The 20,502-nt window shown below is 38.0% G+C and carries 25 protein-coding genes and 2 riboswitches; of the genes, 20 read left to right on the forward strand and 5 right to left on the reverse strand.

Going from position 1 to position 20,502, the window contains the following annotated elements; genetic code table 11:
- Positions 1–5: 5 nt before the first annotated feature.
- From MTZ49_RS08540 to MTZ49_RS08550, 3 genes are all read right to left on the reverse strand, one after another.
- Positions 6–683, reverse strand: coding sequence for an amino acid ABC transporter permease (locus MTZ49_RS08540; RefSeq protein ID WP_264745131.1), 678 nt, complete (start codon positions 681–683; stop codon positions 6–8).
- Complete coding sequence (locus tag MTZ49_RS08545) at positions 664–1,329, reverse strand: amino acid ABC transporter permease (protein ID WP_264745132.1); 666 nt, start codon at positions 1,327–1,329, stop codon at positions 664–666. Before MTZ49_RS08545 ends, MTZ49_RS08540 begins: the two co-directional genes overlap by 20 nt.
- A gap of 195 nt (positions 1,330–1,524) precedes the next feature.
- A complete protein-coding gene (locus MTZ49_RS08550) occupies positions 1,525–1,908 on the reverse strand; it encodes a hypothetical protein (RefSeq protein WP_264745133.1) in 384 nt (127 codons plus the stop codon).
- Positions 1,909–2,146: 238 nt separating this feature from the next.
- Between MTZ49_RS08550 and MTZ49_RS08555 the strand changes: the two genes are divergently transcribed.
- From MTZ49_RS08555 to MTZ49_RS08625, 15 genes are all read left to right on the forward strand, one after another.
- Positions 2,147–2,692, forward strand: a complete 546-nt coding sequence (locus tag MTZ49_RS08555) for a cob(I)yrinic acid a,c-diamide adenosyltransferase (protein ID WP_264745134.1) — start codon at positions 2,147–2,149, stop codon at positions 2,690–2,692.
- Between the two features lie 19 nt (positions 2,693–2,711).
- Positions 2,712–3,161: a bifunctional precorrin-2 dehydrogenase/sirohydrochlorin ferrochelatase gene (locus tag MTZ49_RS08560; RefSeq protein WP_264745135.1), complete on the forward strand. Its 450-nt coding sequence runs from the start codon at positions 2,712–2,714 to the stop codon at positions 3,159–3,161.
- 51 nt (positions 3,162–3,212) lie between these two features.
- Positions 3,213–3,397, forward strand: a riboswitch (cobalamin riboswitch).
- A 125-nt stretch (positions 3,398–3,522) separates the two neighbouring features.
- A complete protein-coding gene (locus MTZ49_RS08565; RefSeq protein WP_264745136.1) occupies positions 3,523–4,878 on the forward strand; it encodes a cobyrinate a,c-diamide synthase in 1,356 nt (451 codons plus the stop codon).
- Positions 4,875–5,846 carry an adenosylcobinamide-phosphate synthase CbiB gene (gene cbiB / locus MTZ49_RS08570; RefSeq protein WP_264745137.1) on the forward strand — a complete coding sequence of 324 codons (972 nt, stop codon included), beginning with the start codon at positions 4,875–4,877 and terminating at the stop codon, positions 5,844–5,846. Before MTZ49_RS08565 ends, cbiB begins: the two co-directional genes overlap by 4 nt.
- Positions 5,847–5,855: 9 nt before the next feature.
- Complete coding sequence (locus tag MTZ49_RS08575) at positions 5,856–6,488, forward strand: cobalt-precorrin-8 methylmutase (protein ID WP_264745138.1); 633 nt, start codon at positions 5,856–5,858, stop codon at positions 6,486–6,488.
- Between the two features lie 10 nt (positions 6,489–6,498).
- Positions 6,499–7,620 (forward strand): cobalt-precorrin-5B (C(1))-methyltransferase CbiD, encoded by a 1,122-nt coding sequence (gene cbiD, locus MTZ49_RS08580; RefSeq protein WP_264745139.1) that lies wholly within the window; start codon positions 6,499–6,501, stop codon positions 7,618–7,620.
- Positions 7,617–8,222: a cobalt-precorrin-7 (C(5))-methyltransferase gene (locus MTZ49_RS08585; RefSeq protein WP_264745140.1), complete on the forward strand. Its 606-nt coding sequence runs from the start codon at positions 7,617–7,619 to the stop codon at positions 8,220–8,222. The genes cbiD and MTZ49_RS08585 overlap by 4 nt, the downstream gene beginning before the upstream one ends.
- Entirely contained in the window at positions 8,212–8,781 is a 570-nt protein-coding gene (locus MTZ49_RS08590; RefSeq protein ID WP_264745141.1) for a decarboxylating cobalt-precorrin-6B (C(15))-methyltransferase, read from the forward strand. Before MTZ49_RS08585 ends, MTZ49_RS08590 begins: the two co-directional genes overlap by 11 nt.
- Positions 8,778–9,560: a cobalt-precorrin-4 methyltransferase gene (locus MTZ49_RS08595; RefSeq protein WP_264745142.1), complete on the forward strand. Its 783-nt coding sequence runs from the start codon at positions 8,778–8,780 to the stop codon at positions 9,558–9,560. The genes MTZ49_RS08590 and MTZ49_RS08595 overlap by 4 nt, the downstream gene beginning before the upstream one ends.
- A complete protein-coding gene (gene cbiG, locus MTZ49_RS08600) occupies positions 9,523–10,593 on the forward strand; it encodes a cobalt-precorrin 5A hydrolase (protein WP_264745143.1) in 1,071 nt (356 codons plus the stop codon). The genes MTZ49_RS08595 and cbiG overlap by 38 nt, the downstream gene beginning before the upstream one ends.
- Positions 10,581–11,306 carry a precorrin-3B C(17)-methyltransferase gene (cobJ, locus tag MTZ49_RS08605; RefSeq protein ID WP_264745144.1) on the forward strand — a complete coding sequence of 242 codons (726 nt, stop codon included), beginning with the start codon at positions 10,581–10,583 and terminating at the stop codon, positions 11,304–11,306. Before cbiG ends, cobJ begins: the two co-directional genes overlap by 13 nt.
- A complete protein-coding gene (gene cobK, locus MTZ49_RS08610) occupies positions 11,303–12,082 on the forward strand; it encodes a precorrin-6A reductase (protein WP_264745145.1) in 780 nt (259 codons plus the stop codon). The genes cobJ and cobK overlap by 4 nt, the downstream gene beginning before the upstream one ends.
- Before the next feature lie 15 nt (positions 12,083–12,097).
- Positions 12,098–12,862, forward strand: coding sequence for a uroporphyrinogen-III C-methyltransferase (gene cobA / locus MTZ49_RS08615; protein ID WP_264745146.1), 765 nt, complete (start codon positions 12,098–12,100; stop codon positions 12,860–12,862).
- 10 nt (positions 12,863–12,872) lie between these two features.
- Positions 12,873–13,655 carry a sirohydrochlorin cobaltochelatase gene (gene cbiK, locus MTZ49_RS08620; RefSeq protein ID WP_264745147.1) on the forward strand — a complete coding sequence of 261 codons (783 nt, stop codon included), beginning with the start codon at positions 12,873–12,875 and terminating at the stop codon, positions 13,653–13,655.
- A gap of 1 nt (position 13,656) precedes the next feature.
- Positions 13,657–14,364 carry a cobalt-factor II C(20)-methyltransferase gene (locus tag MTZ49_RS08625; protein ID WP_264745148.1) on the forward strand — a complete coding sequence of 236 codons (708 nt, stop codon included), beginning with the start codon at positions 13,657–13,659 and terminating at the stop codon, positions 14,362–14,364.
- A gap of 133 nt (positions 14,365–14,497) precedes the next feature.
- Here MTZ49_RS08625 and MTZ49_RS08630 read toward each other — a convergent pair whose 3' ends face one another.
- The gene (locus MTZ49_RS08630) at positions 14,498–15,361 is read right to left on the reverse strand and encodes a toxin-antitoxin system YwqK family antitoxin (RefSeq protein WP_264745149.1); all 864 of its coding nucleotides are present in this window, start codon (positions 15,359–15,361) and stop codon (positions 14,498–14,500) included.
- A 221-nt stretch (positions 15,362–15,582) separates the two neighbouring features.
- Positions 15,583–16,884 carry a Na+/H+ antiporter NhaC family protein gene (locus MTZ49_RS08635; RefSeq protein ID WP_264745150.1) on the reverse strand — a complete coding sequence of 434 codons (1,302 nt, stop codon included), beginning with the start codon at positions 16,882–16,884 and terminating at the stop codon, positions 15,583–15,585.
- 285 nt (positions 16,885–17,169) lie between these two features.
- A riboswitch (cobalamin riboswitch) is annotated at positions 17,170–17,342 on the forward strand.
- Between the two features lie 106 nt (positions 17,343–17,448).
- On the opposite strand from MTZ49_RS08635, the gene MTZ49_RS08640 reads away from it, so the two are divergent.
- Genes MTZ49_RS08640 through MTZ49_RS08660 form a run of 5 tightly spaced genes read left to right on the forward strand, consistent with a single transcriptional unit; the run spans position 17,449 to position 20,500 of the window.
- A complete protein-coding gene (locus tag MTZ49_RS08640) occupies positions 17,449–18,180 on the forward strand; it encodes an energy-coupling factor ABC transporter permease (RefSeq protein WP_264745151.1) in 732 nt (243 codons plus the stop codon).
- Positions 18,177–18,467: an energy-coupling factor ABC transporter substrate-binding protein gene (locus MTZ49_RS08645; RefSeq protein ID WP_264745152.1), complete on the forward strand. Its 291-nt coding sequence runs from the start codon at positions 18,177–18,179 to the stop codon at positions 18,465–18,467. Before MTZ49_RS08640 ends, MTZ49_RS08645 begins: the two co-directional genes overlap by 4 nt.
- Entirely contained in the window at positions 18,454–19,131 is a 678-nt protein-coding gene (cbiQ, locus tag MTZ49_RS08650; protein ID WP_264745153.1) for a cobalt ECF transporter T component CbiQ, read from the forward strand. Before MTZ49_RS08645 ends, cbiQ begins: the two co-directional genes overlap by 14 nt.
- Before the next feature lie 17 nt (positions 19,132–19,148).
- Positions 19,149–19,952 carry an ATP-binding cassette domain-containing protein gene (locus MTZ49_RS08655; RefSeq protein ID WP_264745154.1) on the forward strand — a complete coding sequence of 268 codons (804 nt, stop codon included), beginning with the start codon at positions 19,149–19,151 and terminating at the stop codon, positions 19,950–19,952.
- Positions 19,946–20,500 (forward strand): GNAT family N-acetyltransferase, encoded by a 555-nt coding sequence (locus MTZ49_RS08660; protein ID WP_264745155.1) that lies wholly within the window; start codon positions 19,946–19,948, stop codon positions 20,498–20,500. Before MTZ49_RS08655 ends, MTZ49_RS08660 begins: the two co-directional genes overlap by 7 nt.
- The last annotated feature ends 2 nt before the right edge of the window (positions 20,501–20,502 follow it).

The following is a 20,502-nucleotide window of genomic DNA, read 5'->3' on the forward strand; positions in this document are numbered from 1 at the left end:
CCTTATCAACCTTTTCTTTTGGTTAAACGTTGTGAAAGTTTGGATAATGGATAGCAGATAGCAAAGAACACTAATAAGATAAATCCATAAATCCAGAACGGTGCCATATCATTACCCATCATGGTGGCATATTCGATAATTTCTTTGCCCACTTTAGTAATATCTTGCACGCTGATTAAAACAAGTAAAGAAGTAGTCATAATAATTCTAGCGGCTAAATTAATAGCAGGGGGTACAGCAAGTTTTAAAGCTTGAGGCAGTAATACATAACAGAATAATTGGGTTTTGTTTAAACCAATTGCTAAGGCAGATTCTGTTTGGTGTTTAGGTAATGAAATAATAGCACTACGAATAATATCACTCATTTCAGCAGCACCCCAAAAGGTGAAAGCAAGTATACCGACTAACCGACCGTCAATATTTAAATTAAATATACTCGGTAAGGTGTAGTAAAGAATATAAAGTAGTACTAGGGTAGGCAGAACGCGAACAACTTCCAAATAAATTCGGAAGATAATACGTACTACCAGTTTGTTAGAGGTACGAATAATACCAAATAATGTACCCAACAAACTGCTTAGTAAAATAGCAGCAAAAGAAACTTCTAAGGTGAAATACAGCCCTTCTAAAAGGCGTTTAATAGTAATCCAATCAAAGAGGATATTAATTCCCAAATTCTGCATGGCGCATCCTCTTTTCAATATAAGACAATAAGCAAATAAAAGGTAATATCACAATAAGATAAGCAACCACTAGTAACAGTAAGTTTTCATTACTGTGACCATCATTACTAATAAAGTTAATGGCAATAGTAGTGATGTCAGTCCCTGCAATAGCAGTAAATACAGAGGTTTCTTTAAATAAAAAAATACAGTTAGCACCTAATGCAGGTACACAATAGGAAATAGCTTGTGGCAATACTATATAGCGAATCATTTGCAAACGATTCAAACCAATTGCTTGCCCTGATTCAAATTGTGATTTAGCCACTGCTTCAATACCACTACGAAAAGCTTCTGCCATATAAGCGCCGCCTAACAGAGATAAACCAATCAGTGCAGTTACCTCAAAACTTAGTGTAATCTTAAAGGCTCTAGGTAAACCAAAATAGATAAAAAATAAATGAAGCAACAGTGGCGTATTTCTGAAAAAAGCTATATAACCTCTAGCAATAGCAGAGATAACCGTAATCCTATAAAAAATAACAATGCTACAAACAGCACCTATAATAATCGCAGCCAAAATCCCTACTGCTGATATTTTAACTGTAAGCCACAGAGCATGTTCAAAGGTTGGTAAAACTTGTTGAATATATGACCAGTTAAACACACTATCCTCTTGGATTAATTTAAATTCACAAACATAAATTAAAGCGTGGTTAGCTTAAACAGTCAAACAACTTTTACGAATATTGATATAACTTTATCGTGTAATTGGATAATCCAATAGAGTTATTTTCATTGTTTTTAAGTCTGTGAAAGCTTTTTATTGCATCCATTGTCTCTGTGATAACAATAAAATAATTTATTGTATCATCTCCCATGTTAATCCAAATTTTTGTAGGTATTTACGTAAACGGTCAGAGTCATTGATGGTGGCTCTTTGTTGGCATGACTGATTAAACAGTTTACGACCTGCCTCTGACATATTACGGCTTTTTCTACATATTTCTATAATGCTTGGCAATTGTAATTGATCAAATAAATCCAGTGTATCCCAAGTTTCTTGGTCTAGTCGTTGGATACAAAACTGTTGTTGTGTTTGAGATTGTTGTTCTGCGGGTGTAGTTTTTTTCCACATCCACTCAAGGCGTTGAATCTCAGCTTCTACTATATCGCGGGTAATCCTGCCACTATAAACTAACCACAGGAGTGGGTGGATAATAGTAATAAAGATTTTAAGTGACAAATAAATGCCAGTGGAAATACATTAGGGCATTGTGACCTTCGGGTTTTGCAGATTTGAGTCCTGCCAGTATTATACTGTGGCGGAATTGATAGACGCGCTTTGTAGCAAATTTTCACACCTTATTGTTGCAAAACACTTATTCTTATTCATGAAGTGAAATACTTCCCATCATTTTATTATTTTCTAGATAAATAGAAATAAACCTTGTAGCATAATAAATAGACTATGGGGAGTTATTATGAGATTTCAATTATCAAAGATTATTACTAAAACAGGTGACCAAGGTACTACTCGTATAGGTGATGGTTCTCGTATCAGCAAAAGCTCTCCACGTATTATGGCTATTGGTGGTATTGACGAGTTAAATACTGCTATTGGTGTATTGCGTGTTTATATAGAAGATAAAGAAATTTTTGATAATCTAGTAACAATCCAACATCAATTATTAGTAGCAGGTTCACAATTAGCAAACTCTAATCGTTGTGCATTAGCAACGCGTCACGTTGAGTTTCTAGAGAGTTGGGCGGCTGAGTTAATGAAGCAGTTAGAACCAGTACAAGATTTCGTATTACCTGGTGGTTCGCAAGCAGGTGCGCATTGTCATGTGGCGAGGGTAACTTGTCGTCGTACTGAACGCTATGTTATTGCTGCTGATCTGCAAGATGAATATATCCCGATGACTATTCAATATTTAAATCGTCTATCTGATGTATTGTTTGTATTAGCAAGGGTGCTAAATAAACAGCAAGGTATTTCAGAAATTGTTTTAAATAGACAGATTTAATATTTTAAGGCCATTTAGTATGACAAAGTTATATCCTTTGACGCTTAAGTTAGTAAACAAAAAAGTATTGGTAGTGGGCGCAGGAAAAGTAGCTTTGCGTAAGTTGCAAGGCTTGCTGGGAACAGGTGCAGAGATTACAGTAGTATCGCCAGAGGTATTGCCAGAAATAAAAACATTGCCTGATATACAAATAATCCAACGTCCTTTTCAAGCTAATGATACTAAAGGAATGCATATTATTTATGCAGCAACGGATAAGCAGCAGGTAAATGATGAGGTAGGGCGATATATTGAACATTGGCAATGGTTTGATGATACTGCATTGCCTGAGGCTTCCAATTTTTTTACACCTGCGGTTATTCGAGAAAAGGGTCTAATCGTATCTATTTCTACAGAAGCACGAGATCCTACTCGTGCCAAGTTAATTAAACAAAAGATCACTGATTTTTTACTTAAATCAACAAACTAGTGATTATTTTGAATAGTGTTGTAGTTTTCCAGCTATTTCAATTAGTATGTTACTTAATTAATGCGTTTTTGATTAGTAATAACAAGTTGTTATTATGGAAGCAGGTGTGATTCCTGCGCAGCCCCCGCTGCTGTAATGTGGACGATCCTCTAAGACACCACTGAACGAAATGTTTGGGAAGGTAGAGGAAAGGATGAAGCAAAGCCAGAAGACCATCTAAACGCAGAGTAACACCTTCGGTGGGAGGGTATGTTCTGCTTATTTTGTTTATTTAGCCCATATACAATCTATAGCAAAACGAAAATCCCTACCTGACAGAAGGTGGGGATTTTTGTTTTCGGGCGGATGGACAAAAGATATTGTGAAAAAAATTATGTTTGGGGCAACTCACAGTGGGGCAGGTAAAACCACTGTAACGTTAGGTTTAATGCATGCTTTAACGCGACGAGGCTTAAAGGTGCAACCTTATAAAGTAGGTCCTGACTATATCGATACAGGTTGGCATAAATTAGCTACAGGCTATGCATCATTTAATCTTGATGCGTTTATGTTACCTGAAAATAATCTTAAATACCTTTTCCAGTCTCACGCTAAAACTGCCGATATTAACATTATTGAAGGGGTAATGGGGCTATATGATGGTTATGGTGTTGACCCTAATTATTGCAGTAGCGCAGGTTTAGCCAAAATATTAAATTGCCCGATTATTTTAGTGGTTGATGGAAAAGCGGTTTCAACTTCTATTGCTGCTACGGTTATGGGGTTTCAAAAATTTCAACCCAATGTGCCTATTGTGGGGGTATTGGTTAATCGGGTGAATACCGATAGCCACTATCAACTACTCAAACAAGCCATAGAAACCTATTGTCAAATACCTGTATTAGGTCGTTTGCCTAATATGCCAGAGTTAGTATTGCCTGAACGCCATTTGGGTCTAGTACCTACTGAAGAAATGCAGGATATGCAAAGTTACTGGCAGCAATTAGCCGATGCTATAGAACAGTATATTGAAGTAGATCGTATTATTGAGTTAAGTGCAGGTCAAGAGCTTGCAGTTAATGAGCCTAAATTACCCAATACAGCTAAATACCAAGGTTTAACAATGGCCATTGCACAGGATGCAGCATTCCATTTTTATTACCAAGATAATTTAGATTTGCTTAAGCAACTAGGCTTGCAGTTAATACCTTTTAGCCCATTAACGGATAGCCAATTACCTGAATGCGATTTGGTTTATTTAGGGGGCGGTTTTCCCGAAGTGTTTGCAGAGCAACTAGCTGCTAATCAAGCTATGCGCCAGTCTATTTTGCAAGCACATCAGCAAGCTAAACCTATTTATGCTGAATGTGGTGGTTTGATGTATTTAGGCGAGTCTTTACAGGTTGATGGTAAGAGTTTTGACATGGTGGGGGTATTAGCAGGTTATAGTCAAATGACTAAAGGCTTAAAACGTTTTGGTTATTGTGAGGGTAGAGCATTAACCAATACTTTATTGGCTGATACGGGTGAAATATTAAAAGGCCATGAATTCCACCATTCAGAGTTTTTCACAGATTTGCCTTGTGCTTTTGCCATGTATAAAACCCGTGATGGCGAAGTTATTAAACAATGGCAAGGTGGTTATCAAGTAGGCAATACCCTAGCAAGTTACCTGCATATTCATTTTTATCAAAATCCTTTTATGCTGTGCCATTGGCTGGATAGGGCGCTAGTATGAGTTATTTATTGCCTATTCTTCCAATCATTATTGGCTTTGTGGCGGATTTATTATTGGGTGACCCGCAAGGATGGCCTCATCCTGTGCGTTGGATAGGTAATAGCATTACTTTTGTGCAACAAAAGATTCGCTACTTATGCACTAATGATGCCTCCCTAAAATGGGGTGGTTTATGGTTATGGTTGATTATTGTCGGTGGTACTTTCTTAGTAACTTGGGGCTTACTCTATTTACTGGGCTTATGGTCATGGTGGGTGAGTTTTATTGTTGAATGTGTGTTAGCCTATACCATCTTAGCTACTAAGTGTTTAAAAGATGCTGCAATGTCTGTTTATCAGGCATTAGATACAGGTACAGTAGAGCAAGCACGAGTGCAGTTATCTTATATTGTGGGTAGGGATACCACAGAACTAGATAAACCACAGATGACTCGAGCAGTGGTTGAAACCGTAGCAGAGAATAGTGTCGATGGCATTATTGCTCCTTTGTTCTATTTGTTTATTGGTGGTGTGCCCTTAGCGATGGCTTATAAGGCAGTCAACACCTTAGATTCAATGGTGGGTTATCAAACCCCTAAATATAAAGCCATTGGTTATTTTTCTGCCAAGTTAGATGATATCTTTAATTATATCCCTGCGCGTATTAGTTGGTTGTTATTTGCCTTTGCCGCCTATTTACTCAAACTCAATGCTAAAGCTGCTTTAGTTATCGGTTGGCGTGATCGTAAACAACATAAAAGCCCCAATTGTGCATGGCCTGAGGCGACTGTGGCGGGTGCGCTTGGTGTTCGCTTAGGTGGGCCCAATAATTATTTTGGTGAGTTAGTAGAGAAACCTTGGTTAGGGGATGAAGTTCGCCCTATTGAGCAAAATGATATTACTAGCACCATTCAACTGATGTATGTAGCCGCAACATTAGCTTTGTTAGTGTTTACGGCTAGTTATTGCTTTATTAAGTTTTTAGGCTAAGGAAAACAAATGACCTATATAACCCAACCACAAAATATTGAAGATAGAAGTTTTGAAATTATTCAAGAAATTATTGAAGAAATTAGACCTGATTATGAGTTTGTGGATGAACTGCAAGAAAAGATCATTAAACGTTGTGTACATACCAGTGCTGACTTTGATTGGTTAGATATTCTTAAATTTTCTGATGATGCAAATCAAGCATTATTAGCTGCTTTAAAAAATGGTGCCACTATTTATACCGATACTAATATGGTGTTATCTGGCATGAATAAAACCCGTTTAGATAAGTTAGGTTGTCAGTATCGTTGTTATGTAGCAGACCCGATTACCCGTGACATTGCCCATGCTAAAGGAATTACTCGCTCCATGGCGGCGGTTGAACAAGCAGCTGGCGAAGAGGGTGAGAAAATCTTCGTATTTGGTAATGCACCAACGGCACTGTTCCGTTTATTAGAGTTATATCAAGAGGGTAAATTAAAACCAGCCGCTGTGGTTGGTGTTCCTGTAGGGTTTGTGGGAGCGGCTGAATCAAAAGATGCCTTAATGCAAAGTGATTTACCTTATATTGCCGCGGCAGGGCGCAAAGGTGGTTCTAATATTGCGGCAGCTATTATCAATGCTTTGTTATATAGCATGTGAGTATTAACTAATGGAACACTTTGTTTGGATTGACAATAAGCAGTACCGTAAAGGCTATACCACTGGCTCTTGTGCCACAGCAGCAGCTAAAGTAGCGGCCTTAATGGTATTGCAGCAAGTTGTTATTCCACAAGTTTCAATTATTACACCATCAGGTGTGGTATTAGATTTAGATGTATTAGAGCCTAGTATTGAAGGTAATACAGCCGTTGCCGCCATTCAAAAAGATGGTGGTGATGATATAGATGTTACTCACGGTATGTTAATTTTTGCCCAAGTAACACTGAATGATTCAGGCAAAATTACCATTGATGGCGGTGAAGGGGTAGGCAGAGTAACCCGTAAAGGGGTGCGCCATGAAATAGGTTCTGCGGCTATTAACGATACTCCTCGAAGAACCATTGAGGAAGCAGTGCGTGAAGTAATCGGTGAGCAAAAAGGGGCAGCGGTGATTATTTTTGCACCTGAAGGTGCAGAACGAGCACAACAAACCTTTAATCCTCGTTTAGGAATTATGGATGGTATTTCTATCTTGGGTACAACAGGTATTGTTACCCCTATGTCTGATGAAAGTTGGAAAAAGTCCATCACCCTAGAAATTGAGATGAAACAGGCGCAAGGGCTACAGAAAATTATTTTTGTTCCCGGTAATCATGGTGAAAAGTTTGCTGAAGAAATGGGCATGAACAGTAACTATGTGGTGGTAATGAGTAACTTTGTGCGCTATGTGCTAAAAGATGCTGAGCGATTAGGCTTTAAACGAGTTTTATTGTTAGGTCATTTAGGTAAATTAATTAAAGTGGCGGCGGGTATCTTCCATACCCACAACCATGTGGCAGATGGACGTATTGAAACGCTTATTGCGGTATTAGCACTGATGGGTGTACCACAAGCATTTTTATTAAAAATTGATGACTGTAAAACCACTGAAGCTGCTATGGAACTCATTGAGCAAGAAGGCTATCAAGCGGTTTACCAACATATTGCGTTACGTATTAAAGACCGTGTTGAGCAACTATCAAAGTTTACTAAAAACCCCATGCAAGCCGATGCTATTTTATGTTCGATGGATGGCAGAATTTTAGGCAGTAGTGCTCCTTTAACTGAATTAATAGAGGAGTTTCGGGAATGATTAATGTAGTAGGTTTAGGGCCAGGTTCAGCGGATTATCTAGTGCCTTTAGCTAAACGTCTAATCGATGATTGTGACTGGATTGTTGGTGCAGAACGACAATTAGTGGCAGTACCTCATCAGCATGCGAAAGCGCATTTATTAGATAAAAAATTATCCGATCTTATTGTATGGCTAAAACAACACCAACATGAAAAAGTGGTGGTATTAGCTTCTGGTGATCCCATGTTATATGGCTTGGGTAAATATATTAACCAGCAAATGAGTAGCAGTGAAGTACAGGTAGTATCAGGTATCAGCTCTATGCAATACCTTTTCTCACGTATTGCACTGGATATGAATGATGTTTATCTAACCAGCAGTCATGGTAAAACCCCCGACTTTGATTTTATGTTACAGCATAAGAAAGTAGCCTTAGTGACGGATGACAAAATCGGTCCTTACCAAATTGCACAACAAATTATTAACCGTGGTTTACAACGTACTCTTGTGATTGGCGAAAATCTTTCTTATCCCAACGAACAAATTACGATTATGCCAGCCACAGAAGTATTAGACCAACCTTATCAAATGAATGTAGTGGTGATTATTGATGAAAGATGAATTATTTATTCGGGGTGATGTACCCATGACTAAAGAAGAAGTTCGGGTATTAACCATCGACTGGTTAAATTTAGAAAATGCGAGCACATTAGTTGATGTGGGGGCAGGTACGGGCAGTATCTGTATTGAGGCTAGTTTACGTTATCCTAATTTAAAAACTATTGCCATTGAGAAAAATCCAGAGGCCATTAGTTTAATTAAACAAAACTGTGACAAGTTTGCTGTTACTAATCTACAGGTTATTGAAGGTAATGCACCCGAAGTATTACCTAAGCAACCTATTGATGCTGTATTTGTAGGCGGTAGTGGTGGCGCTTTAGATGAAATTATTAGCTGGGCATTTACCCATTTAAATCCACAAGGGCGTTTAGTACTGAACTTTATTTTATTAAATAACCTCATGGAAGCCTTAGATATTCTACAACAAGTTGGTTTTGAAAATATTGAAGCAAGCCAGCTACAAGTATCACGTTTAACCAAGTTGGGTAAGGGCAAATATTTTAAACCTAATAATCCAACCTATATTATTTCCTGTACAAAAGGGGCAGTAAGCGAATGACACAAGCAACCATTGATTATAGTAAAGTTTATTTTATTGGTGCAGGCCCTGGTGATTGTGAATTAATTACTTTAAAAGGTTACCGTATTTTAGCTGAGGCGGATGTAGTGATTTATGCAGGCTCACTCATTAATCACGATTTATTAAAGTATTGTAAAGAGGGTGCAGCTTGTCACGACAGTGCAAAACTGAACTTAGAAGAAATTATCAGTTTAATGCAACAGGGCATAGAGCAAGGCAAATTAGTGGTACGCCTCCAAACGGGAGATCTATCACTGTATGGTTCAATTCGTGAACAAAGTGAAGAATTGGCCAAGTTGAATATTGGTTTTGTTTCTGTACCTGGTGTGAGTTCTTTCTTAGGCGCAGCTTCACAATTAGGCGTGGAATATACCGTGCCTGAAGTGGCACAAAGTCTAATTATTACCCGTATGGAAGGGCGTACCCCAATGCCTTTTAAAGAATCTTTAGAGGCTTTTGCACAACACCAAACCTCAATGGCTATCTTCTTATCAGTACAAAATATCGCCAGTGTGGTCGATAACTTACATGATGAGGGCAAGGGTTATCCTATGGATACGCCTGTGGCAGTGATCTATAAGGCAACATGGCCAGATGAGCAAAAAGTTGAGGGTACCTTAGCGGATATCGCACAGAAGGTAAAAGAAGCAGGTATTAATAAAACGGCACTTATTTTAGTGGGTCGTTTTCTTGGTGAAGAGTACCACTACTCGAAACTCTATGACGCAGATTTTAGCCATGAATTTAGAAAAGCCTGAATTAGCTATACTAACCGTTACACCAGGGGCTAAAGCACAGGCTTTACGCTTGGCTAAGTTAATTCCTTGTGATTGTTATACCAGCGATAAGCTGGTTAGCGAAGGCTTTATAGGCTTTAACGGTAGCATGGCGGATTGTGTAAAAAGGTTATTCGCTAGTTATCAGTCATTACTGTTTATTTGTGCCACTGGTATTACGGTGCGCATGATTGCGCCCTTAGTGACTGATAAGTTAGCAGACCCTGCGGTACTGGTAATGGATGAGCAAGCACAGCATGTCATTAGTTTACTCTCTGGGCATGTTGGTGGTGGTAATAAGCTAACTATGCAGATTGCCCAACTGTTAGGGGCAACCCCTGTTATTACTACGGCTACTGATGTTAATCAAGTGGCGGCATTAGATACCTTAATTCAAGAAGTAGGCGGGGATGTAGCTTCTTATCGACAACAGGTTAAAGATATTAATCAAATATTGGTGAGTGGTCAGCGAGTTGGACTATACCTTGAACAGGTTAGTGTCAAAGATGTTCGAGGCTTTGTAGCGGTAACAGACCTTAAGCAATTACCAAGCGAATTAGCTGCCCTCGTGGTTGTATCCAATCGCACCGATTTACAGGTTAATAGTGATTACCCAGTGATTCAAGTTATTCCCAAAAATATTGTAGTGGGGATGGGCTGTCGGCGTGATACCGATGCTGAGTTAATCTATCAAACACTTTGTCAGCACTTAGCAAAATATCAGCTAGATATACGAGCCATTAAACAAATTGGCAGTGTCATTATTAAGCAAGATGAACAAGGGCTTATTGCTTTAGCTAAGCGTTTAGCAGTGCCCTTTACCGTATTTACGATTGAAGAGTTACAGCAGCATGAGCATCGCTTTGCTGCTTCTGAATTTGTCCGCAAAACCCTAGGCATAGGCAGTGTATCACAGCCCTCTGCGTGGATTATGAGCGACGGCAATTTATTAGGTGAAACGTTAAAACAGGATGGTATTACCATCACATTAGGAGTAAGTATATGTTGTATTTAGTAGGTTTAGGCCCTGGTGATGAAGGTTCAATGACTCAAGATGCAGTAGCCGCTATTAAAAATTCAGAGGTAATAGTCGGTTATAAAACCTATACCAATCTAATCAAGCCTTTAATTGAAGGTAAAGAGCTCGTTAGAACAGGTATGTGTAAAGAGATAGAGCGCTGTGAAGTGGCGATTGAAGCCGCCAAAACAGGCAAAAATGTCGCCTTAGTAAGCAGCGGTGATACAGGTGTTTACGGTATGGCAGGGCCTATCTTTGAAATTATTGCCCGTGATAACTTAGATATTGATGTGCAAGTGATTCCTGGTGTTACCTCTAGTGTAGCTTGTGCCGCTATTTTAGGTTGCCCATTAATGCATGACTTTTGTCATATTAGCTTAAGTGATCTATTAACCCCTTGGGAGTTAATTGAAAAACGAGTGCGTATGGCGGCAGAAGCTGATTTTGTAATCTGTTTTTATAACCCACGTTCCAAAGGCCGCCCAGACCATTTAGCAAAAGCTTTTGAATTAATGGCTCCTTTTAAAAGCCCCGATACGCCAGTCGGAATAGTAAAAGCGGCAGGTCGTAGCAAAGAAGATTTATGGCTAACCACTTTTAAAGATATTGATTATACCGTGGTAGGCATGACCTCGATGGTGATTGTGGGTAATAAATCAACCTATCGTTATAAGGACTATATGATTACACCACGAGGATATAGGGTGTGAGCCAAGCTTTTAAGGGAAAAATTCATGTGTTTGGTGGCACCTCTGATGCAGTCTTATTGTGTCAGATGTTAGAAAGGCTAGGCTTAAGCTATGGCCTTTCAGTAGCCACTGAAGCAGGCAGTGAAACTGCGTTGGCTTTAAATGGCAAAGTACACGTGGGTAGATTAGATATTGAGCAAATGGCTGCCTTATTTACCAAAGAACAAGTTGCTTTAGTGATTGATGCTACTCATCCATTTGCTGCGGAAGTTTCCAAAAATATTATGGAAGCGACCAGTAAGGTTAATTTACCTTTAATTCGTTATGAGCGACAAACTCAAATTGATTTATTGGAGCACCCTTTACTGATTAAAGTGGCAACGGTTGAAGAAGCTTGTATGGCTGCTAAAGAAGTAGGCAATAAGGTTTTTTTAACCACTGGTAGTAAAGAGTTAGCCAAATATAAACAGTTATTGCCTGAAAAAACATTAATTGCGCGCGTATTACCCACAGTAGGGGTTATTCAATCCTGTGTTGATTTAGGTTTAGGGATTGGTGAAATTGTGGCGATGAAAGGGCCATTCACTCGTGAAATGAATCAGGCAATGTATCAGTTTTATCAACCTGATGTAGTGATTACTAAAGAGTCTGGGGCAGAGGGCGGTTATACCGAAAAAGTATTACCCTGTTTGGCTCTTAATATTAGATGTATCGTGATTAGTCGTCCTAAACAAATCTATCAAAGGTTTGTTTCAACGATTGAGGAATTAGAGTGCCAGTTAAAGGCATTTAGTTAATAGAAGGTAGAAAAAATGGCAGGTAAAGTGTGGTTAGTAGGGGCAGGGCCAGGTGATATTTCTTTAATTACCGTAAAAGGTATGGAATGTATCAAGCATGCTGATGTATTGGTGTATGATCGCTTAGTTAATCCTGAGTTATTAACCTTTGCACCAGAATATTGTGAAAAAATTAATGTGGGTAAAGAAAGCGATCATCATCCTATTCCACAGCAAGATATTAACCAAATTTTAGCCGACCATGCTAAAGCAGGTAAGAAAGTAGTTCGTTTAAAAAGCGGTGACCCTTATGTATTCGGGCGTGGTGGCGAAGAAGCGCAGTTATTAGTTGAGCAACAAGTACCTTTTGAAGTAGTACCAGGGGTGACTTCGGCTATTGGCGGCTTAACCTATGCAGGTATTCCTGTTACCCATCGTGACCATGCTTCCTCGTTCCATGTGGTAACAGGCCACTTACGAGCAGACAAAGAAAAAGACCCAATTAACTGGCAAGCACTTGCACAATTGCAAGGTACTATTGTGATTTTAATGGGTGTTTCTAACTTAGCGAATATCACCGAAGAATTGATGCAATATGGCAAAAGTGCTGATACCCCCGTTGGTATTATCATGTGGGCAAGCCGAGCTAACCAACGCGTAGTAACAGGTACATTAGGTAATATTGTACAAGTAGCTGAAGAGCAAAAGGTTAAACCGCCTGCCTTAATTGTAATTGGTGAAGTGGTTGGTTTGCATAACTTACTGGATTTTTCTCAATTTATTAGCGACCCTGCTGAATAAGGTGATAGCTGTGAAAAAAGCATTATTAGTAGTTAGTTTTGGCACGAGTTACCCAGAAACACGGATCAAAAATATTGAAACCTGTGAACAGGCCATGCGTGATATTTGTCCTGATCGTGACTTCTTCCGTTCGTGGACGTCGCATATTATTCGTCGCAAGATAGCTGAGCGCGACCAAATGTATGTGGATAGTCCACAACAAGCGTTAGAACGGTTAATTGAGCAAGGCTATACGGATGTGGTTATTCAGTCACTGCATATTATTAATGGTGATGAGTACGAGAAAATTACTAGTGAAGTATTGGTGTATAAAGATCAGTTTGAACGTATGGAAATTGGCAAGCCACTACTAACTACCTTTGCAGATTTTGAAGCAGTAATAGAGGCACTAAAAGCACAAGCACCTAACTTACAACCTGATGAGCGGGTACTGTTTATGGGGCATGGTACTACTCACCATACTTTCGCTGCTTATGCTTGTATCGACCATCTATTTATGGACAAAAAATTACCTTTTATAATGGGCGCCGTAGAAAGCTACCCTGAAATAGAGACTATTTTAGAACGTTTACAACGAGATAAAGTACGTAAAGTACACCTCATGCCCTTTATGATAGTAGCAGGCGATCATGCCATTAATGATATGGCATCCGATGAAGAAGATTCATGGAATAGCCAAATTAAAGCGCTAGGTATTGAAACAGAGTGTTACCTACAAGGCTTAGGTGAAAACGAACAAATCAGAGCATTATTTGCACAACATTTATTAGATGCTGTTAGTGAGAAACAATAAAATGAGTGGAAAGTTATACGCAATAGGTACAGGCCCCGGTGCATCTGATTTAATTACTGTAAGGGCCGCTAGATTACTAGCACATATGGATATAGTCTATGCACCTGCTGCCCGTAAAGGTGGTGATAGCTTGGCGCTTTCCATTGTACGTGAATATATTGGCAACCAAACCGAAATTAAAGAACGCCATTTCCCCATGAGTAATAATGCAGAGGAAAAACAACAAGCATGGCAAGCAGTAACCGATGAAATTGTTAGCGATATAACAGCAGGTAAAAAAGTAGCTTTTGTATCCTTAGGCGATGTGATGCTCTATAGCACATGGGTAAGTATTTTAGAACGGTTACCCGATGGTTTAGATATCGAAATTATCCCCGGTATTACTTCGTTTGCACTGATTGCCGCCAAAACAAAACGTCCTTTAGCAATGGAAACCCAATCCTTAGTGGTTATGTCTTGTACAGTGGGTAAAGAAGTATTAGCCCAAGCCCTACAACAACATTCAAGCCTAGTATTAATGAAAGCAGCCTCTTGCTTACCTGATGTAAAAGCATTAATTGAAGAGTTAGGTTTATTAGATTATGCCGTATTGGTATCTGATGCTTCACTGACCTCTGAAAAGCAATACCGCAATTTAAAAGATATTCCAGCCGATGAAAAACTACCTTACTTTACTACTATTTTGGTGAATAAGGAGTGGAAGATTTAGCTTAAACTTAAATGAAAAATATTTCTTAACAATGGATTATATATTATCTGAATGGTTTCATTAAAAAAGCTTACTGTATAGATAAGTAAGCTTTTATAGAGTTAATAGTTAGTTAATGCTCAGTTTCATTTTATTAGCGAGTACTATCTAATGGTCTATCTTCTTTGTAATTAATTTCATATTCTTTATGTCCGTTTTCGTCCCATGATGTAGATAAACCATCTAGCATATCATTTTTATAATTTTCTTCCGATTTCTTTTGTCCATTTTCGTACCAAGTGGTATGAAGTCCATCTCTATTACCATCCTTATAATGAGTTTCATAGAGTTTTTGGTTTTTGCCCTCATACCAATGAGTAGTTACACCATCTTGTTTGCCCGCTTTATAATTAGCTTCTTGTTTTTTATTACCAAGTTCATTCCAGTTAATTGTCTTTCCATCAAGCTTGCCATTTTTAAAATGGCTCTCTGATGCCTTTTTACCATTGTCATGCCAACTATATACTACACCCTCTAATTTGTTGTCTTTATAATGAGCTTCATAATTTTTTTGACCAGCTTTATTCCAGCGAGTTAGGGTACCTTCTACTTTGCCATTTTTAAAAGTTTTCTCCAACATTTTTGAACCATCTTCGTTCGAGTAAAGAATAGTTCCATCTAAATCTTTTAGGTGTAGATAATTAACTGTAAGGTCTTGAGCTTTTTTTAAAGTCATTGGACTAGTTAATTGATTATCTGTTTTGCTGTAAAAGTCTTGTACTAAATAACTTCCGTCATTATTAACTTTTAATAACTTGCGATAGGTTTCGCTGCTTTCTTTATCAGCAACAGTTTCATCATAGAGATTGAAGTAAACAATAATAGTATTCTCTGTTAGATTTTTACTGATTATTGGTACTTGTTCAGAGTTAGTTGTAGTAGTTTCTGCCCATAAAGGAGAGTGACTTATTAGCCCAATTAAACACAATGTAGAAAGTATACGGGGATATGTTTTCATTAAATATTCCTTACAATTTAATCAATTACTATTTATTTTAACAAAATATATTTATTTAATCGGGTATATTGCCTGCTTTAATCTTTTGTAAATATACACTTATCTTTCAATAAAAGAACATAGATTTTTTTATTAGGGCGAGATAAAGTATTATTTTAAAGAGGTAGTTATAATTTTTAGGGTCAGGTGATTTAAAACTATTTTTAACTATTGAAAAAAATTTAGTTATTTACTAGAGGATATCTTTTAAGAAAAAACAACCGCCATAGTGGAATTAAATAAAGATAGCAAGCTAGTACAATAGATAGGGTAGGCGCGCCAACGGTTATAAGGGGGGCTGCGCAGGCTACTGACCATGGGATAAGGGGAGAGACTACTACCGCTGTATCTTCTAGATTGATGGCTAGTTCTTTATTATCTGTTGTTAAGTCCCTGCAAAGCAAGTAGGTTAGGATAATAGTGAGGGTTTGGTTACAGCTAATAATGGCTGTACAAAATGATGTAAGCAGGGTACTGCCAAAAACATTTAGGTATTTAGAAGAGGCAGCAATAGAGCTCTTTAAGCCTTTTAAAATATCTGTTCCACTAAAGATACCCGAGTAAGTGGCAGAAATACACACAATGGCTATTACTTTTAACATGGTGAGTATACCACCACCATTAAAGATTACAGCCAGTTCAGCATTATCTATTTGGTAGCCCCATACCATAATCTGTATTAGCTCGCTTACGGGGATATTTTGCATAAATACACAAAGCAAACAGCTAACGATGACACAACTAGACATTAACCATAACACTCTTATTTTGAATAGGGCTAGAAAAATAATAAGTATCGCTGGTAATAACACTATCCAATGCAGATTAAAATAATCTGGGATTAAATCGAGCACTGCTAAGGTTTGCGGTGTTGCTGTAGTTGTTAAGCCAAGTAATAGATAAATGGCGCAAGTCACGATAAAAGGCACAAGACTGGTTTTTATCATTAGCTTTATATTTTGGTAAATATTGGTTTGGGTGAGAGTACTTATCAGCAGTGCACTGGTTGATACTGGGGAACAACGATCACCCACATAAACGCCTGATAAAATAGCACCGCCTACCAGTACTTCATTAATCCCCATAATATTACCAAGGCTCATACAAATAATGCCGATGGTTGCGGATGTTCCCACAGCAGTACCTGTAATAATAGAGATTAGGCAGTTAAGTAAAAATACAATTAAAATAAATAATGAAGGAATAATCAGGTGGGATGAGGTGTAGGTAATAAAGGGAATAGTGCCAGAGGCTCGCCATGTAGCGGTTATTATTCCCACCAATATAAGTACCAGTAAAATAACTTTTATTTGGTAAACGCCTTGTAGTGACATTCGCATAACTTCTTTAAAGCTATGCTTTTTTAGTAATCCATAGCAGAAGAAAAGAATATAGCCCACTAGTAAAGCATATAAAACAGATAAGTTAGCTAATAGACAAAATAGTAAGGCAAGGCCAAATAGGCTAATAACGATTAGTTCCATGATTGCGTATAGGATTTTGTAGTGGTTGCTATCAATTTAAATTTGGCTGCTTGAGTGGATAGTTACATTCTATATTGTGTACACAAGTATGCCATGCTCTATTAAAGAGTTCTAGTATTCGTAGTAGGTTATGTGAATTATCTGGATGACTTCTATTCAGGCAAATAGTTGGGGTTACTTTGAAATGATTATTAACTATCTTTAAAGTTAATTTAACTAACCTATTACCTGCGTCAATCTTTTCTCAAATTCACATTTACCAGCCACTAAAAAGGGCATAGACTTTTCACTAAGTTGTAGTCAGATATAGCATTTTTGCTAAGGAAGCAGGTGAAATTCCTGCGCAGCCCCCGCTGCTGTAAGGTGGACGAATCTGTTGTAACCACTGAGGAAACTCGGGAAGGAACAGAGGAGGATGAAGCCAAGCCAGAAGACCTGTCTGATTACAGAAGAATACCCCCTTCGGTGGGAAGGGTTATATCTATGAAATATTTATTTTCTCTATATAACCTTACCTGCATGAAGCGAGGAATATTTGTTACCTAACAAATTAAGGTTATAACGATGAATATAAGATTCAAGCGTTTATCAGTAATTGGCGGGGCGGCCTTACTGGTATTATTTCCGCAGCAAGCTTTTGCAATGCATATTATGGAAGGGTTTCTACCACCTGTTTGGGCTGGTACTTGGTGGGCAATCTATATTCCTTTTTTAATTTTGGGCATTTATCAATTAAAGAAAATATCTACAGGCAGTACTGATAAAAAAGTATTACTAGCACTTTGTGCCGCTTTTGTGTTTGTGCTTTCTTCTTTAAAAATGCCATCAGTTACGGGTAGTTGTTCTCATCCTACGGGTGTTGGTTTAGGGGTGGTGATGTTTGGCCCTTGGGTGATGGCTGTTTTAGCAGGTATTGTTTTATTATTCCAAGCCTTGTTTTTAGCCCATGGAGGGTTAACCACTTTAGGCGCTAATGGTATGTCAATGGCAGTATTTGGCCCTGTGGTTGGTTACTACATTTGGCGAATTTCATGCAAATTTAAAATCCGTAAAGATGTCGGGGTGTTTTTATGCGCCTTTACTGCGGATATCGTTACTTACTTTGTCACTTCTATTCAGTTAGCAGGCGCTTTCCCAGATCCACAATTAGGTTTTGTGGCCGCAGCCACTAAATTTATGAGTATTTTCTGCTTAACACAAATCCCTATTGCCATTGCTGAGGGGTTATTAACAGTTATTATTTATAATGTTATTACTGAGCGTAAAATTGCACCAGCAGGGGGCTTTACACAATGAAAAAGAATCTGTTGTTATTAACCATTGTGGTAATTATGTGTTTAGTTCCCTTTTTCCTCCCTTCCAATAAAGGGGCAGAGTTCAGTGGTGCAGATGGTCAAGCTGAGGAGGCTATTACCCAAAGCCATCCTGATTATGAACCATGGTTTGAGTCTTTCTTTGAGCCTGCTAGTGGTGAGGTAGAGAGTTTGTTATTTACCTTACAAGGCTCCATTGGTACAGGGATAATTTGCTATATTTTAGGCTTTTATCGCGGTAGAAGGCCAAAGACTGATGTTAGAAATTGATCATTATGCTTATCAAAGTCGCTGGCGCGAAATAAATCCGCTAACTAAGGCATTAGCCTATATTGTTTTATTGCTAGTGGCTTTGTGTTCAATAGGATTAGTTCAATTAATTATTTTAGTTGTGCTAGCACCTATCACTTGTTATGTGACGCGTATTAGTTTTAGCAAATACTGTCGATGGATGATGGTTCCTTTTGCTTTTCTGATGGTGAGTGTAGTAGGTATTTTGTTATCGTTTGACTGGAGTAATAGTCGGATGTTAGCTAGTTTCCATATTGGTTCCCTGTATATTGGCGTTAGTGCTGAATCGTTATGGGTTGCCCAAAATGCCTTTTTTCGTAGTTTATCTTGTTTAGCCGTCACTTATTTATTTGTGCTAACCACACCCTTTGATCAGTTAATTCAAATTGGTAAAAAAATTCATATGCCTAAAGCATTATTGGAAATTATTTTACTGACTTATCGATTTATTTTTATCTTTTTAGATGAAGTGTCTGCTATTAAACGCGCACAAACATTACGTTTTGGTTATATCTCACCTAGAACCAGTTATCGTTCTTTGGGTATGTTGATAACCATGTTACTTAGCCGAGTTTTAACTCGTTATAGTCAAATGACTATAGCCTTAGAAACTAAGCTATTTAAGGGTGATTTTCACCTTTAAGGTTGGAATAGAAGTATATGTTATCAACAAACAACGTTAGTTTTAAATATGAGCAAGGTGACTGGGCATTAGAGGATATTAGCTTAAGTTTATCATCGGGTAAGGTAACAGGGCTAATTGGTGCCAATGGTTCAGGTAAGTCTACCTTATTTATGATTTTGCTAGGTATTTTAAAACCTAATGCTGGTGAAGTGTGCTGGAATGGCAAACCCATCAGTTATAAAAAGCAAGATTTATATCAATTACGACAAAACGTATCCATTGTTTTTCAAGACCCAGATCAGCAAATTTTTTATACCGATATACGCAGTGATATTGCTTTTAGTTTACGTAATTTAGGGGTAACTGAAGATGAAATCACTAGGCGAGTTAATAACGCTTTGGCGTTAGTAGATGCGCAACATTTTGCAGATCAACCTATTCAGTATTTAAGTTTTGGACAGAAAAAACGGGTGGCTATTGCAGGCGCATTAGTACTAGATGCCCCTTGTATTTTGTTGGATGAACCTACCGCAGGCTTAGACCCGATGGGGCGACAACATATTATTGAAATTCTGCAAAGGGTAGTAGCAGAAGGGAAACAAGTAGTTATTTCTAGCCATGATATTGATTTGATTTATCAAGTCTGTGATGAGGTTTATGTGCTGAATCAAGGACGTTTATTAACACAGGGCGCAACTCAGCAAGTATTTCTAGAAAGTGATTTAATCAAGCAAGCAGGCTTGGTACAACCTTGGTTAGTTAGGTTACATTTAGAGAAAGGTTTACCGTTGTATCGCAATGAGCAGGAATTTTTTAATAGTCAGGATAAATTATGCTAACCATTATTAATCAGCATATTGTGTTAAAGCCATTATCTTTAGAGGATAGTAGTAATATCTTTCAGGTTATTAATAATGAGCGTAGTTATTTACGGCAGTGGTTACCTTTTGTAGACGCTTCACAAGAAGAACAAACCATTAAAGAATATATTGAAGGTGTTTTAGGTTTAGAAAATACGCCACAGTTTACTATTTATGAACAAGACCAATTAATCGGTTTAGTTGGTTTTAAAGATAACGATACTCTAAATCACAAAATAGAAATTGGTTATTGGTTATCTGAAAAGGCGCAAGGGCGGGGCATAATGACTGCTGCCGTAGCTGCTTTACTTGATATGGCATTTACCACATTAGCGCTAAATAGAGTACAAATAAAGGTAGCAGTAGCTAATAGCAAAAGTCGTAGCATTCCAGAAAGATTAGGTTTCTCCTTAGAGGGTATTGAACGAGATGGAGAATTATTGGTTGATGGTGTTTTCACGGATTTAGCTATTTATAGCTTATTAAGACGAGAGTATCAGCCTAGTATAAACAGTAGAGATAACTAAAA

Origin of the sequence: Entomomonas sp. E2T0 (assembly GCF_025985425.1) — a bacterium.
Taxonomy (GTDB): domain Bacteria; phylum Pseudomonadota; class Gammaproteobacteria; order Pseudomonadales; family Pseudomonadaceae; genus Entomomonas.

Bases quoted from the DNA above. Each gene is read 5' to 3' on its own strand.
- MTZ49_RS08640 (WP_264745151.1), top strand. From the start codon at position 17,449: ATGAATATAAGATTCAAGCGTTTATCAGTAATTGGCGGGGCGGCCTTA.
- MTZ49_RS08635 (WP_264745150.1), bottom strand. From the start codon at position 16,884: ATGGAACTAATCGTTATTAGCCTATTTGGCCTTGCCTTACTATTTTGT.
- cobA (WP_264745146.1), top strand. From the start codon at position 12,098: ATGGCAGGTAAAGTGTGGTTAGTAGGGGCAGGGCCAGGTGATATTTCT.
- MTZ49_RS08595 (WP_264745142.1), top strand. From the start codon at position 8,778: ATGACACAAGCAACCATTGATTATAGTAAAGTTTATTTTATTGGTGCA.
- cobJ (WP_264745144.1), top strand. From the start codon at position 10,581: ATGTTGTATTTAGTAGGTTTAGGCCCTGGTGATGAAGGTTCAATGACT.
- MTZ49_RS08585 (WP_264745140.1), top strand. From the start codon at position 7,617: ATGATTAATGTAGTAGGTTTAGGGCCAGGTTCAGCGGATTATCTAGTG.
- MTZ49_RS08575 (WP_264745138.1), top strand. From the start codon at position 5,856: ATGACCTATATAACCCAACCACAAAATATTGAAGATAGAAGTTTTGAA.
- cbiG (WP_264745143.1), top strand. From the start codon at position 9,523: ATGACGCAGATTTTAGCCATGAATTTAGAAAAGCCTGAATTAGCTATA.
- MTZ49_RS08660 (WP_264745155.1), top strand. From the start codon at position 19,946: ATGCTAACCATTATTAATCAGCATATTGTGTTAAAGCCATTATCTTTA.
- MTZ49_RS08555 (WP_264745134.1), top strand. From the start codon at position 2,147: ATGAGATTTCAATTATCAAAGATTATTACTAAAACAGGTGACCAAGGT.
- MTZ49_RS08630 (WP_264745149.1), bottom strand. From the start codon at position 15,361: ATGAAAACATATCCCCGTATACTTTCTACATTGTGTTTAATTGGGCTA.
- MTZ49_RS08540 (WP_264745131.1), bottom strand. From the start codon at position 683: ATGCAGAATTTGGGAATTAATATCCTCTTTGATTGGATTACTATTAAA.
- cbiB (WP_264745137.1), top strand. From the start codon at position 4,875: ATGAGTTATTTATTGCCTATTCTTCCAATCATTATTGGCTTTGTGGCG.
- cbiQ (WP_264745153.1), top strand. From the start codon at position 18,454: ATGTTAGAAATTGATCATTATGCTTATCAAAGTCGCTGGCGCGAAATA.
- MTZ49_RS08590 (WP_264745141.1), top strand. From the start codon at position 8,212: ATGAAAGATGAATTATTTATTCGGGGTGATGTACCCATGACTAAAGAA.
- MTZ49_RS08645 (WP_264745152.1), top strand. From the start codon at position 18,177: ATGAAAAAGAATCTGTTGTTATTAACCATTGTGGTAATTATGTGTTTA.
- MTZ49_RS08560 (WP_264745135.1), top strand. From the start codon at position 2,712: ATGACAAAGTTATATCCTTTGACGCTTAAGTTAGTAAACAAAAAAGTA.
- MTZ49_RS08655 (WP_264745154.1), top strand. From the start codon at position 19,149: ATGTTATCAACAAACAACGTTAGTTTTAAATATGAGCAAGGTGACTGG.
- cbiD (WP_264745139.1), top strand. From the start codon at position 6,499: ATGGAACACTTTGTTTGGATTGACAATAAGCAGTACCGTAAAGGCTAT.
- MTZ49_RS08625 (WP_264745148.1), top strand. From the start codon at position 13,657: ATGAGTGGAAAGTTATACGCAATAGGTACAGGCCCCGGTGCATCTGAT.